The organism is Ahrensia sp. R2A130 (assembly GCF_000179775.1).
Lineage (GTDB): Bacteria > Pseudomonadota > Alphaproteobacteria > Rhizobiales > Rhizobiaceae > Pseudahrensia.
This window is the reverse complement of record NZ_AEEB01000017.1, coordinates 372,394-391,526: the sequence shown is the minus strand read 5'-3', so window position 1 is coordinate 391,526 and position 19,133 is coordinate 372,394. Positions and strand designations below refer to the sequence as shown.

The window sequence follows — 19,133 nt, the reverse complement described above, 5'->3', positions numbered from 1 at the left end:
TTTTCAGTCAGACGCGGCAGAGTTTCTGCCGCTGCAGGATCAGCGCACGCGGGGCAGCTGTTCCCACTGGTGGTATGGTGGAGGCGAAGACAGCTGCCACTCGAGTGTCGTTGCACCCTCACCCCAAGGATTGTCACCAGCAACACGCTTTTTCATGAACGCTTCGATGATGCCGTAGAGGAAGATCAGCACAGCGATGGCCGACAGGTAGGAGCCTAGCGACGACACATAGTTCCAACCGGCAAATGCTGGTGGGTAATCGACGTGGCGACGGGCCATACCTGCAAGACCGAGGAAGTGCTGCGGGAAGAAGATGATGTTCACACCGATGAACGTGGTCCAGAAATGAAGTTTGGCGATGAACGAGTTGTACATGTAGCCGAACATTTTCGGGAACCAGTAATACCAGGCTGCGAAAATCGCGAACACGGCGCCCAGCGACAGCACATAGTGGAAGTGGGCAACCACATAGTATGTATCGTGGAATGCGCGGTCGAGACCGGCGTTGGCCAACTGCACGCCTGTCACACCGCCAACGGTGAACAGGAAGATGAAGCCGATGGCCCAGAGCATCGGTGTGCGGAAGGTGATAGACCCGCCCCACATCGTTGCAATCCATGAGAAGATTTTCACACCCGTCGGTACCGCAATCACCATTGTGGCGAAAACGAAGTAGCGCTGCGTGTTCAGCGATAGACCGACTGTGTACATGTGGTGAGCCCACACGATGAAGCCCACCGCACCAATCGCAACCATGGCATAGGCCATGCCGATGTAGCCAAAGATCGGCTTCTTCGAGAAGGTCGACACGATGTGGCTGACGATGCCGAAACCGGGCAAGATCAGAATGTAAACTTCAGGGTGACCGAAGAACCAGAACAGGTGCTGGAAGAGGATAGGGTCCCCACCGTATTCTGCCGTGAAGAAGGCCGTACCGAAGTTACGATCCGTAAGCAGCATCGTGATGGCACCAGCCAGAACAGGCAGCGATAGGAGAAGCAAGAAGGCGGTGATCAACACGGACCAGGCGAAGAGTGGCATCTTGTGCAGCGTCATGCCGGGAGCGCGCATATTGAAGATCGTTGTAATGAAGTTGATAGCACCGAGGATCGACGAGGCACCAGCGACGTGAAGCGCAAGGATCGCGAAATCCATCGACGGGCCGGGCGAACCGGTTGTCGAAAGCGGCGGATAGATTGTCCAACCATTACCGGCACCTACAGAACCGGGCGCGGATGGCATGAAGAGAGAAATGGTGAGCAGCAACAACGCAGGCGGCAGCAGCCAGAACGAGATGTTGTTCATGCGTGGGAATGCCATGTCCGGCGCGCCGATCATGATCGGGATCATCCAGTTAGCAAAGCCACCGATCAAAGCGGGCATCACCATGAAGAAGATCATAATGAGACCATGCGACGTGGTGAACACGTTATAGACATGCGGGTCGGAGAAGACCTGCAGGCCCGGCTCCTGAAGCTCCCAACGCATCATGACGGACAGGAATCCGCCGTAGATACCCGAGAAGATCGCGAAGATCAGATAAAGTGTGCCGATGTCCTTATGGTTGGTCGAATAGAACCAACGCTTGAAGAAGGACGGTTTGTGTTCCCCGTGATCGTCATGGGTCGCTGCATAAGCCATGTCGTATTCTCTCTCTTAAATTCCTTGGATCGTTACGCGCCTTAGTTGGAGGCGACGTCGACCTTCTTTTTTGCGTTCAGGGTTGCCATCAGGGCCTTGTTGGCACCTTCGACGTCACCACCAGCGGCGGCTGCGGCCCAGGTGTCATAGTCTGCTTGGGAAACCACGCGAATGCCGATTGGCATGTAGGCGTGGTACTTGCCGCAGAGTTCCGAGCACTGGCCGTAGTAGAGGCCTTCTTTGGTGGGCTGGAAGAATGTCTCGTTCAAACGCCCGGGATAACCGTCCATTTTCAGACCAAAGGCAGGCATTGCGAAGTTGTGGATCACATCACCTGCGGTGACGAGAACACGGACAACTTCACCGACCGGAACAACGATTTCATTGTCGACGGCAAGAAGCGTTGGGTAAGCCTCTTCATCCTCTTTGCCGAGCGCAACACGCTCGGCCATAGCTGCCTCGGCAGAACCGGCAATTTCGTCGGAGCCGATTGGGCGCATGTCATAGGTGATCGCTGCGGCACCATCTTCACCGGTTTGGTACTCGATACCCCAGTACCACTGATAACCTGTGGTCTTGATCGTAATCCCCGGCTCTTTTGGCGGGTTGAACTGCGCTGTAAGCAACTGGAAGGATGGAATGGCGATCGCCACCAGAATGGCAACAGGAGCCAACGTCCAAACGACTTCGATAGCCGTATTATGGGTTGTCTGCGACGGCACAGGGTTGGCGCTGGCGCGGAATTTCCACATCACGTAGCCTAGCAAGGCCATGACGAAGAGCGTAATCGGCACGATGAAGGCGAGTGTGTACCAGTCGAACCAGACAATAGCCTCCATGCCCGGCGATGCAGCCGTCTGGTGCCATATCTGCCAGTCCACAGGCTTGTCGGCCCATGCAGGTGTCGACAACGCCAAAGCTGTCGCTGCTGAGGCAGTTGCTGCCCCTGCCATGCGAACGAGCGTTTTCATCGGATGCTTCATCCATTCTCTCCGGATCATATGCTGTGGCCGGTCCAGGCTCTCTAATCAAAACCGGCGTTCCTGCGTTTCAATCACAACAGCTTAAGCCCCGCAAGCTTCACGGGTGCGTCATGGCCGCCATTAGAGGCGCAACTTTAGGCGCAAAATACCACTTCTTATAGTCTTCTCCCCGCTTCCGCCGTATTTTCCATCAGTTTGGCGCTAGGGCAGAAGACACACGCTATCAACATCACGTTGGAGCGGCTTTGCTTTGCCCCGCAGCTGTTGCACCGTTCGTCGTCTGAGGTTCCCTATGATTCGTCGTTTTTACATGTCATTTTTTCCAATCCGTAGTTTCTCCCTGGCGTTATTCGCACTGCTTATGGTCACCGGAATTCATTCCGCAGCCTCAGCTCAGTCCACTAGCGAAGAGGGAACCAAGTTCGGCGCTTGGACCATCATATGTGACACGCCTCCGGGAGCCTCATCGGAACAATGTGCACTGATGCAGAATGTTGTGGCCGATGACCGCCCTGAAGTCGGGCTTTCGGTTGTTGTGTTGAAAACTGCAGATAACAAAGCGCGCATTCTTCGCGTCCTTGCACCTCTTGGCGTTATTCTTCCCAACGGTTTGGGCCTAAATATCGACGGCAAGGATCTCGGTCGCGCCAACTTCGTACGATGCATGTCTGATGGTTGCTACGCAGAGGTGATTCTTCAAGACGAGCTGCTCGGTCAGATGCAGATCGGTGCTACGGCAACATTCATTATCTTTGCCACTCCTGAAGAAGGCATCGGCATTCCGGTTGACCTGACCGGTTTCAAAGACGGTTTCGTCAAACTTCCATAACTCGACAAACCTACGCAGCCGCCAACGAAAGCACACGATGTCTCTTCTCGACCAATTCGACTGCGACCGCCCTACCCTCGAACGAATTCTCAGTGCCACATTGTCAGGCGCAGATGACGGTGAGCTTTTCGTAGAGGCCACCCAATCTGAGAGCCTCGTTTTCGACGACGGAAAACTGAAATCGGCATCCTACGACACACGGCAAGGTTTTGGACTACGCAGCGTTTTTGGCGAAGCATCCGGCTACGCCCACGCAGGCGATCTATCGCGGGCAGCACTGGAACGAGCAGGCCAAGCCGTTCGCGCAGTTGGAAACGGTTATAGCGGCGAACTGGCCGAGCCACCCCGTGCCACGAACACATCGCTTTATGAAGCGGCCAATCCTCTGATCGAGCCAAGCTTCGAAACCAAAGCAAGACTATTAGAAGAGATCGACGCCTACGCACGCGGCCTTGGCGACGATGTGCATCAGGTTTCTGTATCGCTGACGGGATCGTGGCAGAACGTTGCTATTCTGAGGGCTGACGGACGGTTGGCCACTGACATTCGCCCTTTGGTGCGGTTGAGCATTAGCGCGGTTTGCCGAAACGGTGACCAGCAGGAAACAGGTTCTCACGGTATTGGCGGGCGTCATTCGTTTGAGCGCATCATCACGCCGGATGTATGGAAACATGCTGTGGATGAGGCTGTGCGTCAGGCGCGGGTCAATCTGGAAGCCGTGCCTGCGCCTGCCGGAACATTTGATGTGGTGCTCGGCAATGGCTGGCCCGGCGTCATGTTGCACGAAGCTGTGGGCCACGGGCTGGAAGGCGATTTCAATCGCAAAGGCACATCAGCATTCGCTGGCCTTATGGGCGAACACGTGGCGGCCAAGGGCGTGACCGTGGTTGATGATGGAACAGTGTCCGAGCGGCGTGGATCGCTGACGATCGACGATGAAGGCACACCAACCAATCGCACCACATTGATCGAAGACGGCGTGTTGGTCGGCTACATGCAGGACCGCCAGAACGCGCGGTTGATGGGCATGGAGGCCACCGGAAACGGTCGTCGGCAGTCCTACGCCCACGCTCCGATGCCTCGCATGACCAACACGGTGATGATGGGCGGGGACTACACGCCGGAAGAGATCATATCGTCGGTTAAAGACGGCGTTTATGCCGTGTCATTCGGCGGCGGCCAGGTGGACATCACGTCCGGCAAATATGTCTTCGGTTGCACGGAAGCCTATCGTATTCGTGACGGTAAAGTGGGCGAACCGCTCAAAGGCGCGATGATGATCGGTAACGGGCCCGCAGACATGAAGCGGGTTCGGATGCTCGGTAACGACATGTCGCTCGATACGGGCATCGGCATGTGCGGCAAGCAGGGCCAAGGCGTGCCGGTGGGCGTGGGCCAGCCGCACTGCCGCATGGATGACATCACAATCGGTGGTACCGACGCGGGCTAACCATCCTTGCGTAGCAGATGCGCACAGCGCAAAGTCACGGCACAACATCGGGGGCGAAAAATATGCTGACCAAATCCGACCACCTACAATCGATAGCCCGCGACCGCGATGATCTCGCGTCCGCGATCCGCGCGGCGGCTTACTTCGAACTGCATGAAGGCATCTGCAACCACTTCTCCGTGCGCTGCGATGGGCCTGACGAACTCTATCTCATCAACGCCTACGGCTGGCACTGGTCCGAAGTTACGCCGGAGCGGTTGATGTTGATCGACGGTGACGGCACGGTTTTGGACGGTGAAGGCGAAGTTGAAGCTACGGCGCGCTTCATCCACGTATCCGCGCACCGCGCCAACCCACGTCACAAGGCGGTTTTTCACGTCCATTGCCCCAATGCGACAGCGATTTCGATGCTGGACGGCGGACGCCTGGAAATGGCTCATCAGACAGCATGCCGCTTCCACGGGCGCATTGCCTATGAAGACCATTTCGGTGGTCTGGGTTCGACAGAAGAAGAAGGCGACAGACTAGCTGGCGTAACGCGGGACGATCCGCAGATCGACACGCTGTTTCTCGCCAACCACGGCGTCGTCTGCAACGGCGAAACCGTGGCGCAGGCATTCGATGATCTGTACTATCTAGAACGCGCTGCCAAGCAGCAGATCCTGGCACAATCAACCGGCAAGCCGTTGAAATTAATCCCCGACGACGTGGTCGAACTGACCGCACAGCAATTCCGTGCAGATTTTGCGGTCTATGCGGAAAAGCACTTTGAAGCGCTCAAGCGGCTGGTCGCATGATGAAAATACTGACTCTCAAAGCTTGTGACGCCTGCCGCAAGGCGCTTGGTTTTCTGTCCGACAACGGGTTTGAAGTTGAAAACCACGATATCCGGCGTGATGGACTGCCCGAAAGCATCGTCCGGCATGTCGTGACGACCGCCGGTTGGGAAAAGGCCGTCAACAAGCGCAGCACCACATGGCGCAAGCTTGATGACGACCAGAAAACGGATTTGGACAATGAGAAAGCGATAGACCTCATCCTACTGCATCCAACGCTTATGAAACGTCCGGTGTTTCTCGTCGATGATGAGGTGTTGTTCGGCTTCGACAAAGTGATTCAGAACGATTTGGCAAAACGCTTCGGCTGATACCTAAGGGATTTAAGGGTACAACCGTTCCGGCAAGCTCCAGCCATCTTCCTCTCGAGTGAATACGACCCGGTCGTGCAATCGGTGGTCGCCGTCCTGCCAGAATTCGATGGTTTCCGGCATTACACGAAATCCGCTCCAGTGCGGCGGACGCGGAATGTTCTCGGTTCCGTATTTCGCCTCGGTTTCAGCAAGCTTGTCCACCAAGGTTTGTCGGTTAGCCAGCGGGCGTGACTGGTCCGATGCCCATGCGCCAAGACGGCTCTGGGGGTGCCGCGAATTGTAGTAAGCGTCGGCTTCAGCGTCGGAAACGATTTCCACGGGCCCACGAATGCGAATCTGACGTCTGCGGGACTTCCAGTGAAACAGCAGACCAGCCTTGCGGCTGGCCAACACTTCGCCACCCTTCTTGCCCTCAAAATTGGTGTAGAAGACGAAGCCACGCTCATCATGCCCCTTGAGCAACACCATGCGAACATTGGGCATTCCCGCCTCATCTACAGTGGCGACCGCCATGGCGTTTGGATCGTTTGGCTCGCTTTCGACAGCTTCATTCAGCCATTCGTCAAACAGCGGCAACGGGTCAGTTCGGGTCGTGAAGTCCATCTGTGATTATCCTTGACGGTTCGTTTACCGCTGCGAGCGCACAATGGCGCACTTATTGCGTAAAATCCGAGAGCGCCCTACCGGCGCCGATCCTCGGATGGAGGTACGGCGTTGTCGGAAAGGTTGGGCACAGCTCATTTCAGCCCCTGCTGTGGCACGGCCAGCGCATGCATTCCATATGTTGCAACCTTCCGAAATGCCGCATCCGCTGTCACGTTCGCGATTCTGGTGTCCGGTTGCGCCATCAACGGTAATTCATTGCCCGAAGTTACGTCTGGCGAAGATCTCGTAACCAATGCGGTGAACGAGCAGACAAAACCGGAAGGTGTAGACGGCACCGATGCGAGGGTCATCACCGATGTGGTGACGACTGTACCGACCCCACGGCAACAAATGGCGCTGAATTGGTCCAACCCTGAAACCGGATCAACTGGCACCGTTTTGTCCATCGACAGCTTCAAGGGTAAGCACGGGCAGATCTGCCGTGGCTTCAAAACATCTGTGAATTCGTTCATGGGTGTTGCGTTGTACAACGGTGAAACTTGCAAGGTGCGCGAAGACCGCTGGCTCCTGACCTGGTTCAAACCAGCGGACTAGCTGAAGCTACTTCATCGATAAATCGCGATGAATCGCACCACCACCCTTTTAATAAGTGGGGTGCAGCCCCTATATCCCAACAAGCATTCCATCCATTGCATAAAGGAGACGCGGCATGCGCGACCCCTATCAGGTTCTGGGTGTACCCAAGTCAGCCGACGAGAAGGAAATTAAATCTGCCTTCCGGAAGCTCGCCAAGAAGTATCACCCCGATCAGAACAAAGACGATGCCTCCGCCAAAGCCCGCTTTGGTGAGGTGAGCAACGCTTACGAAATCGTCGGTGATAAAAAGAAACGTGCGCAGTTCGATGCCGGCGAAATCGATGCTGAAGGCAAAGAGCGTTTCACAGGAAACCCGTTCGGCGGCGGAAGCCCCTTTGGTGGCGGTCAGCGCGGTGCTGGCCCTCGCGGAGCAGGTGGCGGGTTTTCAGGCGCTGAAGATATTTTGTCGCAAATGTTTGGCGGCATGGGCGGTGGCGGAAGCCCGTTCGGCGGCGCAGGCCCGACTGGTGGTATGGGAGGTGGCGTTGGACGTGGACCACAAGCAGGACCATCCAAAGGCGAAGACCGGAAAATCAAACTTACGGTCGGGCTGAAAGATTTGGCCGCTGGCAAAGCGCCCGTGCGCTTGGATGCAGACCGCACTGTAAATGTTACCATTCCGCCAGAACCGGAAAACGGGCAAATTGTTCGTCTCAAAGGCCAGGGCAAAGAAGGCCCCGCCGGACGCGGCGATGTTCTTATTACCCTGAACATCAGCGATAGCTCGGCGGTGGACCAATCAGAATTTCGCCGTGAAGGCAAAAACCTGCGCGTGACCGTGCCAATCGCTCTGGAAACAGCAGCACTTGGCGGTCGCGTTCGCGTGCCGACACTTGGCGGTGCCATTGCCCTGACAGTGCCTGAGTGGTCAAACAGCGGTGCGGTGTTCCGGGTTCGCGGCAAAGGCCTACCGGGTCGTGACGGCAAACCGGGCGATATTCTGGCCACGCTTGAAGTCGATCTTGGCGAGAAGGATGAGGCGCTGCTCGACCTCATGCGCCAGCGCGCGGAAACACTTGACGAGACAGGCTGATATATTTGGTGTCTGCCCCCCTCGCTTGAAGCGCCCATGGCGGTGTGCAATAGCAGCTACACCAGCGCGCATGGGCAGTTTTTGCGCGCGAACTTCAAGGACAGCCTAAATGACCACCACAGCAGGATTGATGGCCGGGAAACGCGGCCTCATCATGGGCCTCGCCAACAACCGCTCCATCGCATGGGGCGTGGCCAAGGTGTTGTCCGAACATGGCGCACAGTTGGGCTTTACCTACCAGGGTGACGCGCTAAAAAAGCGTGTCGAGCCGTTGGCCGATCAACTGGGTGGAACTGTATTCGGCGATTGCGATGTGTCTGACCCTGCATCCATCGACGCCGTTTTCGAGCGCATCGAAAACGAATGGGGCAAAATGGATTTTGTGGTTCACGCCATCGGCTTTTCCGACAAGAACGAACTTGTGGGCCGCTACGTCGACACATCATCCGCCAACTTCAACCGCACGATGGATATCTCCGTCTATTCCTTCACGGCCATCGCGCAACGCGCTGAAAAGCTGATGAAAGATGGCGGCTCGTTGCTGACCATGACGTATTACGGCGCTGAAAAAGTTATGCCGCATTACAATGTTATGGGCGTAGCGAAAGCGGCTCTGGAAGCTTCTGTACGCTATCTCGCTGTCGATCTCGGCAACCAGAACATCCGTGTGAACGCGATCTCTGCTGGCCCAATCAAAACGCTTGCCGCCTCCGGCATCGGCGACTTCCGCTACATTCTAAAGTGGAACGAATACAACGCGCCGTTGAAGCGTACGGTGACGATTGAAGAAGTTGGTGGCTCCGCGCTCTACCTGCTCTCGGATTTGTCCACAGCAGTAACGGGCGAAATTCATCACGTTGATTCCGGTTACCACACCGTTGGCATGAAAGCCGTTGATGCACCGGATATCACGGTTCACAAAGACTAACATCAACCGAATTTCGGGCGGGCTCTCCGCAACATTGCTATTTGTATATAGTTAGCTGGAGCAGCCAAAGCGGAACGTTTGCGCCCGCCGGTGTCTTTCCTCTAGAGCTACATCCACAAATACATCTGGAAACCGCTCGTGACCCTTCTCGTCGTCTACATCTCCATCGCGGTCCTCGCCTCGTTCCTATGTTCGATCCTTGAAGCAGTTTTGCTGTCGGTTTCGCCGTCATATCTGGGTGCGTTGAAGGAAAAGGACCCAGTCCTCGGCAAAAAAATGCAGGCGCTGCGGGACGATATTGATCGACCGCTCGCAGCAATTCTGACGCTCAATACAATTGCTCATACTATTGGCGCCGCTGGCGCGGGCGCGCAGGCTGCAAAAGTGTTTGGTGATGCATCGCTGACGATATTCTCCATCGTGCTTACGCTGATCATCCTGTTCGCATCCGAGATCATTCCCAAGACACTAGGTGCCACCTATTGGAAAAGCCTCGTGCCGTTTGTCACCCGAGTTTTGCCACCACTAATTTGGGTGCTTTACCCACTGGTATGGGTGTCCAAATTTCTCTCCAAGCTCATTTCCGGTGGTAAGCCTAAGGGCGCAGTAACCCGCGAAGAGATCGCAGCGCTCGCAGATGTTGGTCGTCAGCAAGGCGTGTTGGGCGAGCAGCACAGCCGGATAGTCCGCAACCTATTGCGGTTCCATACCGTCACCGTCGAAGATGTAATGACACCCCGTACGGTGGTTCATGCCCTTGATGAAACTACGACGGTGGGCGACGTGATCAAAGATATGGATCAAATGCGCTTTTCGCGTTTGCCTATCTACGAAGGCTCCATCGACAACGTTACCGGCATCGTTCTCAAGAATGATATTCTGGCCGCTGCACTACGCAAAGAAACGAACGTTCCCGTTAGCACACTCAAACGAGATGCATTGCGCGTGTCCGAGAAAACGTCTCTCGAAGAGTTTTTCGCAACCCTTCTTGAGGAAAGCGCTCACATCGCCATCATCACCGACGAATATGGCGGTATGGACGGCGTTGCGACCATGGAAGATGTGGTGGAGACGCTGCTCGGTCTCGAGATAGTCGACGAAGCCGACGACACTGCCGACATGCAAGTGCTGGCGCGTCAGCAAGCGCGTGATCGTGCAAAGCGCCTGGGTCTTGCAGTCGATGAAGCGTCAGCCGGAAAACCGAGGCCTGCATCTCCCAAAATTACCGGAAGCTGATTTCATGGCATCACCCACAGTCTATTTCATGCGTCACGGTCAGACGGACTGGAACGCTGCCTACCGCCTGCAAGGACAGCAGGACATTCCGATTAATGCGACAGGTCGTAAGCAGGCTGCAGCCAATGGCCAGCGTTTGAAGGAAATATTGGGCGACCCGACTGCCTATCGCTACGTCGCAAGCCCCTTGGGCCGTACCCGCGAGACGATGAATATCGTTCGCCGCGAACTAGGCTTGCCCGTTCATTCTTACGACACCGACGACCGGATTAAAGAGATTTCGTTCGGCCTGTGGGAGACGTACACGTTCAAGGAACTTGAGGTCGACCACGCTGATGCAGTCGCAGCCCGCGAAGACCAAAAATGGAGCTACGCACCACCGTTGGGTGAAAGCTATGAACGGCTGGAAGCCCGCGTTGAGAGCTGGTGGCGCTACATCGAAGAGGACACGGTTGTGGTGTGCCACGGTGGTATTCTTCGGGTGCTAGAGCGCATGCTGAACGGCACGAAACATGAAGATGCGGCGCACTTGGAAGTTCCACAGGACCGTATATGGAAGTGGACCAGCAAAGATGGCGGTGTCTGGCTCTAGGCTCTGGCCGCTAACTTCATGACTTACGACATTCAGTGTCGCAAACGGTCGCAAGTCATATTGCGCCCCGCTATAGCGCATAATGAGTCCCATCACCGGTTGCACCTGCCATGACTGATACGTTTTCCACCCCCGCCCCGAACCTCGGCGGTGATGAGCCAGCAATCGTAAAATCATGGGATGAATGGTCGCCACTGAAGCACGTTATTGTGGGCGTTGCAGACGGATGCATGATTCCGCCTTCAGAGCCTGCGCTGGATGCCAAGGTGCCGGAAGACTCAGACATGAAAGGCCAGTGGGGGCCACGCACGCAGGAAACCGTCGACAAGGCCAACGAACAACTCGATAATTTTGCGAAGATTCTGCAGTCCCGAGGCGTTCGTGTCGACCGCCCTACACCGATGGATTTCTCTCAGCCGGTGTCGACGCCGGATTGGGATAACCCGTCCAGCTTCGGCTGTATGCCGCCCCGCGATGTCATTTTGACAGTCGGCAAGGAAATGCTGGAAGCGACGATGAGCTATCGCGCACGTTTCTTTGAATACCTGTGCTACCGCCCGTTGCTGCAGAAATATTTTGAGGACGATCCTGCGTTCCGTCACACATCTGCACCCAAGCCACGCATGACAGACGCCAGTTACCGGATGGACTATCTCGCTGACACGATTGGCGATGAGAAACGGTTGGAATGGACTGCAGAAAAATTCTTCGTCACCACAGAAGAAGAACCGATGTTCGATGCCGCAGACGTGCTGCGCTTCGGCAAGGATCTCATCGTCCAGCACGGTTTCACGACCAACCTGAAGGGCATCGACTGGCTGCGTCGTCATTATCCGGACCACCGTGTCACCGCCGTGAATTTCCCCGGCGACCCCTACCCCATCCATATCGACGCTACCTTCACGCCGATCCGGCCCGGCCTCATCATCAACAACCCGGAACGTCGTTTGCCGGACGATCAGCGCGAATTCTTCCACCGCAACGACTGGGAAATCGTCGATGCTGCACGCCCTGCCCACAACCAGCCACCATCGCTCTGCTACTCGTCCGTTTGGCTGTCGATGAATGTTCTGATGGTGGATGAAAAAACCGTCTGCTGCGAAGCATCCGAGATCAACCAGATGGAGCAGTTCGACAAGATGGGCCTGGAAGTTTTGCCGATCCCCTTCCGCGATGCCTACGCCTTCGGCGGGGCCCTACATTGCGCAACTACAGACGTATTCCGTGACGGTGATCTGACGGACTACTTCCCGAAGGGCTGACTACACCTCTTCTCTACGCAGGCCTGCCATGCGTCAGCACTGCTGGCGCATGGTCGTGAAATCATAAAGAATCTGGTTTTCACGAGATCGCCCGTATGCCCCAGTCCTTCGGCCAGTGGAAATCGACAGCCAGTAACCACGCGCCGTGGGAAGACGCTTTCGGCATGGCTGTCGGCGTCGTCTTGGTCGGTCTTGCGCTAGCGATCTATGCGAAGCTAGGCATGGTGACAGGCGGTGTCGCTGGCATGGCGCTGTTGGCCCACTATGCAACCGGCATAGGCGTCGGCACCGCGTTCTTTCTCATAAATCTTCCCTTCTACCTTCTGGCTATCTTACGAATGGGTTGGGCTTTCACGCTAAAAACCTTTGCAGCGGTGGCAGCGCTTACAATTATCATTCGCTATCAGCCGCTTGTGCTTCAATTCGATACGATAAACCCGCTTTGGGGCGCAGTTGTTGCAGGGCTTCTGTTGGGGCTTGGGTTGCTTGCAATGTTTCGTCATCGCGCTAGCTTGGGCGGCGTAGGCATTCTGGCGCTCTACCTCCAAGACAAGTTCCGTTGGCGCGCCGGGTGGGTGCAAATGGCGATTGATCTTTGCATCCTGGCAAGCGCGCTTTGGGTGACGGAGCTTTGGCTTGTCGCTCTTTCCGTCCTCAGTGCAGTCATTTTGAACTTGGTGCTGGCGGTCAATCATCGCGAAGACCGTTACATCGCGCGATAAAAGTCAAATGCGAAAGACTTGCGCAACGCCTAGCTTTCGCCATTGTGTTGTCGTCTTCACAGGTGTGATTTGAAAACGCGCAGACTGGGATCGGGCGTCATGTTTCGTCGTTGTTTTGCAACGCTGCTGCTGGCTAGTGCCGTCGCCGCCACACCCATGAGCACAGCGATTTCGCACCCGCACGAATTCGTCACAATGAAAATTCAGGTCGCCTTCGATAAGGCTGGGCGCATGGTCGGCATGCGCTACAACTGGACATTTGATGAATTTTTCTCCGCCTACGCGCTGGAACCGTTCGATGAAAACGGCAACCGCGAAGTAGAGCAAAGCGAATCCGATGCGCTTCTGGCTGACGTGCTGAACAACATCGCCGAGATCGATTATTTCACCAAATTTGACGAGAAAAGCACGCTGCCCGAGTTAGACAAGGCCATTCCGGTCAGCAGCAGCTTCGACAATCGACAGGTGACTCTGGTGTTCGACGTTCCGTTCAAAAAGGCGCTCGATGTTTCTGTGAAACCTTTGCGCTATGCTATTTATGACGAGCAATTTTTCATCGCCATGAACCATGTTGAAGGTGACGATGCGGTATCATTGGCCGGAACGTCAGACGGTTGCACCAGCGATATTGCCGGTGCTGATCCGAGCGACGACATCGAAGCATTTGCCAGCTCTCTAGGTCGCGACGAATCCGGTGGCGATGAACTTGGCGCAGCTTTTGCAGAATGGGTGACGATCAAATGCAGCTGATACGTGAATATCGTGGTTGGGTCGGGTTTCTGGGCCTGCCGTTTGTTGCGCTGCTTGTTTGGCTCACGTTTGGACTGTTCAGTGATGCATATACCGCCGCGTTGAGCTGGATTTTCACCACTCAGCGCGAATTCCACACAGCACTCACGCAATCAGTTTCAGCCTTTGCCGATAAAGCCGGTTGGGCGACTGGTATGGCGATCATCAGCGGTAGTTTTCTCTACGGCGTTTTCCACGCTGCGGGGCCGGGCCACGGCAAAGTCATTCTGTCCACCTATCTGCTCAGCCAGCCAGAGAAGATTGGCCGCAGCATCTGGCTCGCTATCGCGTCGTCGATGGTTCAGGGGCTTGTGGCCATCGCCTTGGTCTATGGCCTGTTTTTCATCTTTGACGTTGCGGCGCGGGATACGAAATTCGCGGTGGCTTGGAGCGAACGTATCGCGTTTGGTCTGCTTACATTGGTGGGCATCGCGCTGGCTTGGCGTGGCGCGAAAGCGCTGTGGGCGATGCGGGCAAAACCGGCTCACGATCATCATGAACATCACCACCATGATCATTCTCACGCGAAGCACGATCACGATCATAGCCACTCTCATTCACATGGGCACAATCATGCCCATGATGAGGTCTGCTCATCCTGCGGCCACGCCCATGCGCCAACAGCGGAACAGGTGGATGCGGCGACTGACTGGCGCACGATGGCTGGTATCGTTCTTTCTATCGGTATGCGCCCATGCACCGGCGCGGTGCTGGTGCTGGCCTTTGCGCGCTTTTCAGACATCACATGGATCGGCGCGATTGCGGTGATGGCTATGTCTGCGGGAACCGCGATTACAGTAACTGCGCTGGCCTTACTCGCCGTCAACGCACGGTCCTTTGCTCTGAAACTGTCCGGCGCGACCGGCAACACAGCAGCCATGGCAAGTGGGGTCATTACGCTGGGCGGCGGCGTTCTGCTGATGATTATGGGCTATGGCCTGTTGGCAGCTTCGTTTGCACCGGCTCCCGCACGCTCGATGGGTCTCTAACCCGCTGCACAGCAAGCAGCCACTCCGCAGCAAGCACCCGTTCCACTGCAAGCAATTGTGACCGGACATTTCTCCCGCACGTGATAGGTAATTCTATTGCCTGTTCGGACAACTTTCATGCCGCTGCCAGCCCGCTTGCTGTTTCTCACCGCGCTCACCATGGTGGCCTTTGCGGGCAATTCTATTCTCAACCGGCTGGCACTTGCTGACGGTGAAATAGGGCCTGCAAATTTTGCGGTTCTACGCGTGGTTTCCGGCGCTGCGGTGCTTTTGATGCTGGTCGCGCTTCGAGCAAAGAAAGAGCGCGCGCCCTCCCCCATCGACCCGAAGTCCGTGCTGGCCTTGGCCACCTACCTGCTGGGGTTCTCCTACGCCTACGTCACCCTGCCCACCGGAATCGGCGCGCTGATATTGTTTGGCGGGGTGCAGGTGACGATGTTTGCCGGAGCCTTGGTGAAGCGCGAAACGATCACCCGCGCCCGCTGGTTCGGCGCGGCGTTGGCCTTCGGCGGCGTGGTGCTGTTGCTCGCACCAATTGGCGGTGAAGGCAGCGCCCCAAACCTTGGCGGCGCGCTATTGATGGGAGCGGCAGCCATCGGCTGGGGCATTTATTCACTGATAGGCCGCACGGCCACCGACCCCTTGCGCCAAACCCAAACCAATTTCCTCTGGGCCGTACCGCTCGTGGCAATCGTCGCGCTAACCTTCGCAGACAGCACCGCGATAACCACGACGGGCATTGTGCTTGCGGTCGCCTCCGGCGCGATCACCTCCGGCTTAGGCTACGCCCTATGGTACACCGTGCTTCCCAAACTGGAGACCATCACCGCAGCCGTCGCCCAACTGACAGTGCCAGCGCTCGCGATGGTAGGCGGAATGGTGATGCTGGGCGAACCACTGACGTTGCGATTCGTGATGGCTTCGGTGTTGATTGCGGGTGGTGTGGTGGTGGCTTCGCGTCGAAAAAAATTGGCGCAGCGCGACCGTGCGGACTAGCCCCGCTCACTAATCCCACCATGCTTCGCGCTCCACTCATACGGTGCGCCTAAAAACTCTTCCACTGCATCCAGCGTCTCGGCGTCGAACAGCGCTTCGGCCCGCGCCACCTTCAGCACGTCTGGCCATGTGGTCAGGTAATGCAGTTCCATGCCGTGGGCGCGTAGCGTTTCGGGGGCGTCTTTGAAGATGTCGTAGTAGAAGACGCTGAAGGTGTCCGTGACTTGTGCGCCGGCTTCGCGGATGGCGTCTGCGAAGCCGATCTTGGAGCCGCCATCGGTGGTGAGGTCTTCGACGAAGAGCACGCGCTGGCCTTCTTTCAGGTCACCCTCGATGCGAGCGTTGCGGCCAAAGCCTTTGGGCTTCTTGCGGATATAGATCATCGGTAGGTTGAGGCGTTCGGCGATGAAGGCGGCGTAGGGAATGCCTGCCGTTTCGCCGCCCGCCACCACATCGTATTTTTCAAAACCAGCATCGCGCATAACCGTGGCGCAGCCGAAATCCGACACGGCGGAGCGGATGCGCGGATAGGAAATGAGCTTGCGGCAATCGATATAGACCGGGCTCTTGAGACCGGACGTGAAAGTGTAGGGCTCGTCTGCGCGAAAATGCACCGCACCGATTTCCCACAACATCTTGGCGGTGAGTTCGGCGATGGTTTCGCGGTCGGGAAAAGAGTTGGCAAAGGTCATGTGGTTTCCACTTCCCAGAAAAGATCGAAGCCGGGGTCGAACAAGGTCACCGGCCCGGCGCCGGTTTCGCGTGTGGCGGGAAAAGCCACAGGCGCATCGCGTTTGGTGAGGCGCAGCACGTCGTCGTTCACCGGCAGGCGATAAAAGGCGGGGCCGTTCTGGCTGGCGAAAATCGCCAGTTGGTCCAGCGCGTTTTCGGCCTCGAACACATGGGCCAGCAGGCTCATCGTGTTGGGGCTGGTGTAGCAACCGGCGCACCCGCAGGCGTTTTCCTTCAGGTCCGTCGGGTGCGGGGCGCTGTCGGTGCCGAGGAAAAAGGTCGGCTCACCGGAAGTCGCAGCATCCACCAGCGCGAGGCGATGTTCCTCACGCTTGGCGACGGGCAGGCAATAGTAATGCGGTTTGATTCCGCCCACGAGGATGTGGTTGCGGTTGATGATGAGGTGATGCGTCGTAATCGTCGCGCCGAGGTCCGGCCCGCCGGACCGCGCATAGGCCACGCCGTCGCTTGTGGTGATATGCTCCATCACCACGCGCAGGCCAGGCACCTTGCGGCGCAGCGGGTCCAGCACGCGATCGATGAACACGGCCTCACGGTCGAAAATATCGATGTCGCTATCGGTCACCTCGCCATGGACGCAGAGCGGCGTGCCGAGTTCGGCCATGCGCTCCAGCACCGGCACGACCTTGTCGAAATCACGCACGCCGGAATCGGAGTTCGTGGTGGCACCGGCGGGGTAGAGTTTCAGCGCTTTCACCAAGCCGCTGTTCACGGCGGCGGCCACATCATCAGGGTCAGTGGTTTCGGTAAGGTAGAGCGTCATCAGCGGCTCGAACGCCATGCCTTCCGGTAATGCTGCCAGAATGCGGTCGCGATAAGCGGCGGCTTGGTCGCCCGTCACCACAGGCGGCACGAGATTGGGCATGATGATGGCGCGGGCAAAGTGACGGGCGCTGTCGGCGATGACACCTTCCAGCATCGCGCCATCGCGCAAATGCAGGTGCCAATCGTCGGGGCGGGGAATGGTAATGCTGTTCATGAGGCACGGTTTAGCGAAGCGAACGGCAAGCGCAAAGCGGGCCGTGCGCTTATGCACCGTATGGATTGTTTGACCACAACAAAGCTGCGCCATAGAACGGGCAAAACTCATTCCGCCACCGGCGCGCACCCATGTCTCACAACAGCTTCGGCCATCTTTTCCGGTTCACCACCTGGGGCGAAAGCCACGGACCTGCATTGGGTTGCGTTGTGGACGGCTGTCCGCCGCGCGTGGAAATTTCGGAAGCTGAAATTCAGCACTGGCTGGACAAGCGCAAACCGGGGCAGAGCAAATACACGACGCAACGCAAAGAGCCTGACGCGGTGAAAATCCTGTCCGGTGTGATGCCGCAGGAAGATGGCACGTTGCTCACCACCGGCACGCCGATTTCGATGATGATCGAAAACACCGACCAGCGCTCGAAAGATTATGGTGACATCGCCAACCGCTACCGCCCCGGCCACGCCGATTTCGCCTATGACGCGAAATACGGCATCCGCGACTATCGCGGTGGTGGGCGATCATCCGCACGCGAAACCGCTGCGCGGGTGGCGGCGGGTGCGATTGCTCGCAAGGTTTTGGATGGTGTCACCATTCGCGCCGCGCTCGTTCAGGTCGGCCCGCGAAAGGTGAACCGCGAAAATTGGGATTGGGATGCGGTGAACGACAATCCGTTCTTCTGCCCCGACCGTGAAACGGCGGAACTTTGGGCGTCTGATCTCGACAAAATCCGCAAGGCGGGTTCTTCCGTTGGTGCGGTGATCGAGGTTGTGGCGGAAGGTGTGCCCGCTGGTTGGGGCGCGCCGGTTTATGGCAAACTCGATCAGGATATCGCCTCGGCCTTCATGTCGATCAACGCCGTGAAGGGCGTGGAAATCGGCAACGGTTTCGAGGCCGCCGCGATCACCGGCGAAGAAAATGCCGACGAAATCCGCATGGGCAATGATGGTCAGCCGCGCTTCCTGTCCAACAAATCGGGCGGAATGCTGGGCGGCATTTCATCGGGCCAACCGGTAGTCGCGCGGTTCGCGGTGAAGCCAACGAGCTCGATCCTGACGACGCGGCAGAGCATCGACAAGGACGGCAACGAGGTGGATGTGATGACTAAGGGTCGCCACGACCCGTGTGTTGGAATTCGCGCTGTGCCGATTGGTGAGGCGATGATGGCGTGTGTGCTGGCCGATCACATGCTGCGGCATCGGGGGCAAAATGGGTAGATGTTGCGCCTCACTTTCAAACGCCAACTTTTGGAGGCTAGCCTTTTTCTACTTAAGTTCAGCCTATTTTTCGCAGTTCTAATTTCGGTAGTCAGCCTGTACTTCGATTGGACAGGAGATTTCTGCTCATCATGGTTTCAACGCTCCGGATCAATTCTCGTGCTTGGTGGCGCTGCAAGAGAATTTCAGTTCTTCACTATCGATGCGCTTTTTAAAATCACAAAATTCGAGCATGAACAAAAGTCACAAGCGAATTTAAACTTAACTGCTCGGTGTAACAAAACTCTTGTGTACACGGATGTTGCAAGATTGGACGACAAAGTCAGCAAGTTGTTGAACATT

At 56.7% G+C, this 19,133-nt stretch carries 20 protein-coding genes; 15 read left to right on the top strand and 5 right to left on the bottom strand.

What is annotated here, in order from left to right:
* Nucleotides 1-39: 39 nt before the first annotated feature.
* Nucleotides 40-1,641 (bottom strand): cytochrome c oxidase subunit I, encoded by a 1,602-nt coding sequence (gene ctaD / locus R2A130_RS11075; RefSeq protein ID WP_009758140.1) that lies wholly within the window; start codon nt 1,639-1,641, stop codon nt 40-42.
* Nucleotides 1,642-1,682: 41 nt separating this feature from the next.
* Nucleotides 1,683-2,594: a cytochrome c oxidase subunit II gene (gene coxB / locus R2A130_RS11070; RefSeq protein ID WP_050786144.1), complete on the bottom strand. Its 912-nt coding sequence runs from the start codon at nt 2,592-2,594 to the stop codon at nt 1,683-1,685.
* A gap of 391 nt (nt 2,595-2,985) precedes the next feature.
* Between coxB and R2A130_RS11065 the strand changes: the two genes are divergently transcribed.
* From R2A130_RS11065 to R2A130_RS11050, 4 genes are all read left to right on the top strand, one after another.
* The gene (locus tag R2A130_RS11065; RefSeq protein WP_050786143.1) at nt 2,986-3,453 is read left to right on the top strand and encodes an invasion associated locus B family protein; all 468 of its coding nucleotides are present in this window, start codon (nt 2,986-2,988) and stop codon (nt 3,451-3,453) included.
* Nucleotides 3,454-3,490: 37 nt separating this feature from the next.
* Entirely contained in the window at nt 3,491-4,903 is a 1,413-nt protein-coding gene (gene tldD / locus R2A130_RS11060) for a metalloprotease TldD (protein WP_009758137.1), read from the top strand.
* A gap of 62 nt (nt 4,904-4,965) precedes the next feature.
* Nucleotides 4,966-5,700, top strand: a complete 735-nt coding sequence (locus R2A130_RS11055; protein ID WP_040305648.1) for an aldolase — start codon at nt 4,966-4,968, stop codon at nt 5,698-5,700.
* Nucleotides 5,697-6,050, top strand: a complete 354-nt coding sequence (locus tag R2A130_RS11050; RefSeq protein ID WP_009758135.1) for a Spx/MgsR family RNA polymerase-binding regulatory protein — start codon at nt 5,697-5,699, stop codon at nt 6,048-6,050. The genes R2A130_RS11055 and R2A130_RS11050 overlap by 4 nt, the downstream gene beginning before the upstream one ends.
* A gap of 12 nt (nt 6,051-6,062) precedes the next feature.
* Here R2A130_RS11050 and pdxH read toward each other — a convergent pair whose 3' ends face one another.
* Nucleotides 6,063-6,656, bottom strand: a complete 594-nt coding sequence (pdxH, locus tag R2A130_RS11045; protein ID WP_009758134.1) for a pyridoxamine 5'-phosphate oxidase — start codon at nt 6,654-6,656, stop codon at nt 6,063-6,065.
* Nucleotides 6,657-6,884: 228 nt separating this feature from the next.
* Here pdxH and R2A130_RS17610 point away from each other — a divergent pair, with 228 nt between their 5' ends.
* The 10 genes from R2A130_RS17610 (at nt 6,885) to R2A130_RS10995 (ending at nt 15,842) form a co-directional block, all read left to right on the top strand.
* Nucleotides 6,885-7,253 carry an RT0821/Lpp0805 family surface protein gene (locus tag R2A130_RS17610; RefSeq protein WP_198008701.1) on the top strand — a complete coding sequence of 123 codons (369 nt, stop codon included), beginning with the start codon at nt 6,885-6,887 and terminating at the stop codon, nt 7,251-7,253.
* A 115-nt stretch (nt 7,254-7,368) separates the two neighbouring features.
* The gene (locus tag R2A130_RS11035; RefSeq protein ID WP_009758132.1) at nt 7,369-8,328 is read left to right on the top strand and encodes a DnaJ C-terminal domain-containing protein; all 960 of its coding nucleotides are present in this window, start codon (nt 7,369-7,371) and stop codon (nt 8,326-8,328) included.
* A 109-nt stretch (nt 8,329-8,437) separates the two neighbouring features.
* Nucleotides 8,438-9,256: an enoyl-ACP reductase FabI gene (fabI, locus tag R2A130_RS11030; protein ID WP_009758131.1), complete on the top strand. Its 819-nt coding sequence runs from the start codon at nt 8,438-8,440 to the stop codon at nt 9,254-9,256.
* A gap of 138 nt (nt 9,257-9,394) precedes the next feature.
* Nucleotides 9,395-10,492 (top strand): CNNM domain-containing protein, encoded by a 1,098-nt coding sequence (locus R2A130_RS11025; RefSeq protein ID WP_009758130.1) that lies wholly within the window; start codon nt 9,395-9,397, stop codon nt 10,490-10,492.
* 4 nt (nt 10,493-10,496) lie between these two features.
* Complete coding sequence (locus tag R2A130_RS11020) at nt 10,497-11,084, top strand: histidine phosphatase family protein (RefSeq protein WP_009758129.1); 588 nt, start codon at nt 10,497-10,499, stop codon at nt 11,082-11,084.
* 110 nt (nt 11,085-11,194) lie between these two features.
* Nucleotides 11,195-12,346 carry a serine/threonine protein kinase gene (locus R2A130_RS11015; protein WP_009758128.1) on the top strand — a complete coding sequence of 384 codons (1,152 nt, stop codon included), beginning with the start codon at nt 11,195-11,197 and terminating at the stop codon, nt 12,344-12,346.
* 95 nt (nt 12,347-12,441) lie between these two features.
* The gene (locus tag R2A130_RS11010; protein WP_009758127.1) at nt 12,442-13,068 is read left to right on the top strand and encodes a YitT family protein; all 627 of its coding nucleotides are present in this window, start codon (nt 12,442-12,444) and stop codon (nt 13,066-13,068) included.
* A gap of 99 nt (nt 13,069-13,167) precedes the next feature.
* Entirely contained in the window at nt 13,168-13,818 is a 651-nt protein-coding gene (locus R2A130_RS11005; protein ID WP_009758126.1) for a DUF1007 family protein, read from the top strand.
* Nucleotides 13,794-14,846, top strand: coding sequence for a nickel/cobalt transporter (locus R2A130_RS11000; RefSeq protein ID WP_050786121.1), 1,053 nt, complete (start codon nt 13,794-13,796; stop codon nt 14,844-14,846). Before R2A130_RS11005 ends, R2A130_RS11000 begins: the two co-directional genes overlap by 25 nt.
* A gap of 117 nt (nt 14,847-14,963) precedes the next feature.
* Nucleotides 14,964-15,842 (top strand): DMT family transporter, encoded by an 879-nt coding sequence (locus R2A130_RS10995; protein WP_009758124.1) that lies wholly within the window; start codon nt 14,964-14,966, stop codon nt 15,840-15,842.
* Here R2A130_RS10995 and R2A130_RS10990 read toward each other — a convergent pair.
* Together R2A130_RS10990 and pyrC are read right to left on the bottom strand one after the other, a co-directional pair.
* On the bottom strand, nt 15,839-16,534 hold the full coding sequence (locus tag R2A130_RS10990; RefSeq protein WP_009758123.1) for an orotate phosphoribosyltransferase: 696 nt from the start codon (nt 16,532-16,534) through the stop codon (nt 15,839-15,841). The two genes, R2A130_RS10995 and R2A130_RS10990, sit on opposite strands and share 4 nt — an antisense overlap.
* Nucleotides 16,531-17,574, bottom strand: a complete 1,044-nt coding sequence (pyrC, locus tag R2A130_RS10985) for a dihydroorotase (protein ID WP_040305808.1) — start codon at nt 17,572-17,574, stop codon at nt 16,531-16,533. The genes R2A130_RS10990 and pyrC overlap by 4 nt, the downstream gene beginning before the upstream one ends.
* 131 nt (nt 17,575-17,705) lie before the next feature.
* On the opposite strand from pyrC, the gene aroC reads away from it, so the two are divergent.
* Nucleotides 17,706-18,791: a chorismate synthase gene (aroC, locus tag R2A130_RS10980; protein WP_009758121.1), complete on the top strand. Its 1,086-nt coding sequence runs from the start codon at nt 17,706-17,708 to the stop codon at nt 18,789-18,791.
* The last annotated feature ends 342 nt before the right edge of the window (nt 18,792-19,133 follow it).

What these genes read in the sequence shown, in the direction of transcription:
- R2A130_RS11020 (WP_009758129.1), top strand. Translation starts at nt 10,497, where the DNA reads ATGGCATCACCCACAGTCTATTTCATGCGTCACGGTCAGACGGACTGG.
- R2A130_RS11005 (WP_009758126.1), top strand. Translation starts at nt 13,168, where the DNA reads ATGTTTCGTCGTTGTTTTGCAACGCTGCTGCTGGCTAGTGCCGTCGCC.
- R2A130_RS10990 (WP_009758123.1), bottom strand. Translation starts at nt 16,534, where the DNA reads ATGACCTTTGCCAACTCTTTTCCCGACCGCGAAACCATCGCCGAACTC.
- R2A130_RS11055 (WP_040305648.1), top strand. Translation starts at nt 4,966, where the DNA reads ATGCTGACCAAATCCGACCACCTACAATCGATAGCCCGCGACCGCGAT.
- R2A130_RS10995 (WP_009758124.1), top strand. Translation starts at nt 14,964, where the DNA reads ATGCCGCTGCCAGCCCGCTTGCTGTTTCTCACCGCGCTCACCATGGTG.
- R2A130_RS11065 (WP_050786143.1), top strand. Translation starts at nt 2,986, where the DNA reads ATGGTCACCGGAATTCATTCCGCAGCCTCAGCTCAGTCCACTAGCGAA.
- R2A130_RS11050 (WP_009758135.1), top strand. Translation starts at nt 5,697, where the DNA reads ATGATGAAAATACTGACTCTCAAAGCTTGTGACGCCTGCCGCAAGGCG.
- aroC (WP_009758121.1), top strand. Translation starts at nt 17,706, where the DNA reads ATGTCTCACAACAGCTTCGGCCATCTTTTCCGGTTCACCACCTGGGGC.
- R2A130_RS11035 (WP_009758132.1), top strand. Translation starts at nt 7,369, where the DNA reads ATGCGCGACCCCTATCAGGTTCTGGGTGTACCCAAGTCAGCCGACGAG.
- R2A130_RS11010 (WP_009758127.1), top strand. Translation starts at nt 12,442, where the DNA reads ATGCCCCAGTCCTTCGGCCAGTGGAAATCGACAGCCAGTAACCACGCG.
- tldD (WP_009758137.1), top strand. Translation starts at nt 3,491, where the DNA reads ATGTCTCTTCTCGACCAATTCGACTGCGACCGCCCTACCCTCGAACGA.
- R2A130_RS11000 (WP_050786121.1), top strand. Translation starts at nt 13,794, where the DNA reads ATGGGTGACGATCAAATGCAGCTGATACGTGAATATCGTGGTTGGGTC.
- pdxH (WP_009758134.1), bottom strand. Translation starts at nt 6,656, where the DNA reads ATGGACTTCACGACCCGAACTGACCCGTTGCCGCTGTTTGACGAATGG.
- ctaD (WP_009758140.1), bottom strand. Translation starts at nt 1,641, where the DNA reads ATGGCTTATGCAGCGACCCATGACGATCACGGGGAACACAAACCGTCC.
- coxB (WP_050786144.1), bottom strand. Translation starts at nt 2,594, where the DNA reads ATGGCAGGGGCAGCAACTGCCTCAGCAGCGACAGCTTTGGCGTTGTCG.
- R2A130_RS11015 (WP_009758128.1), top strand. Translation starts at nt 11,195, where the DNA reads ATGACTGATACGTTTTCCACCCCCGCCCCGAACCTCGGCGGTGATGAG.
- fabI (WP_009758131.1), top strand. Translation starts at nt 8,438, where the DNA reads ATGACCACCACAGCAGGATTGATGGCCGGGAAACGCGGCCTCATCATG.
- pyrC (WP_040305808.1), bottom strand. Translation starts at nt 17,574, where the DNA reads ATGAACAGCATTACCATTCCCCGCCCCGACGATTGGCACCTGCATTTG.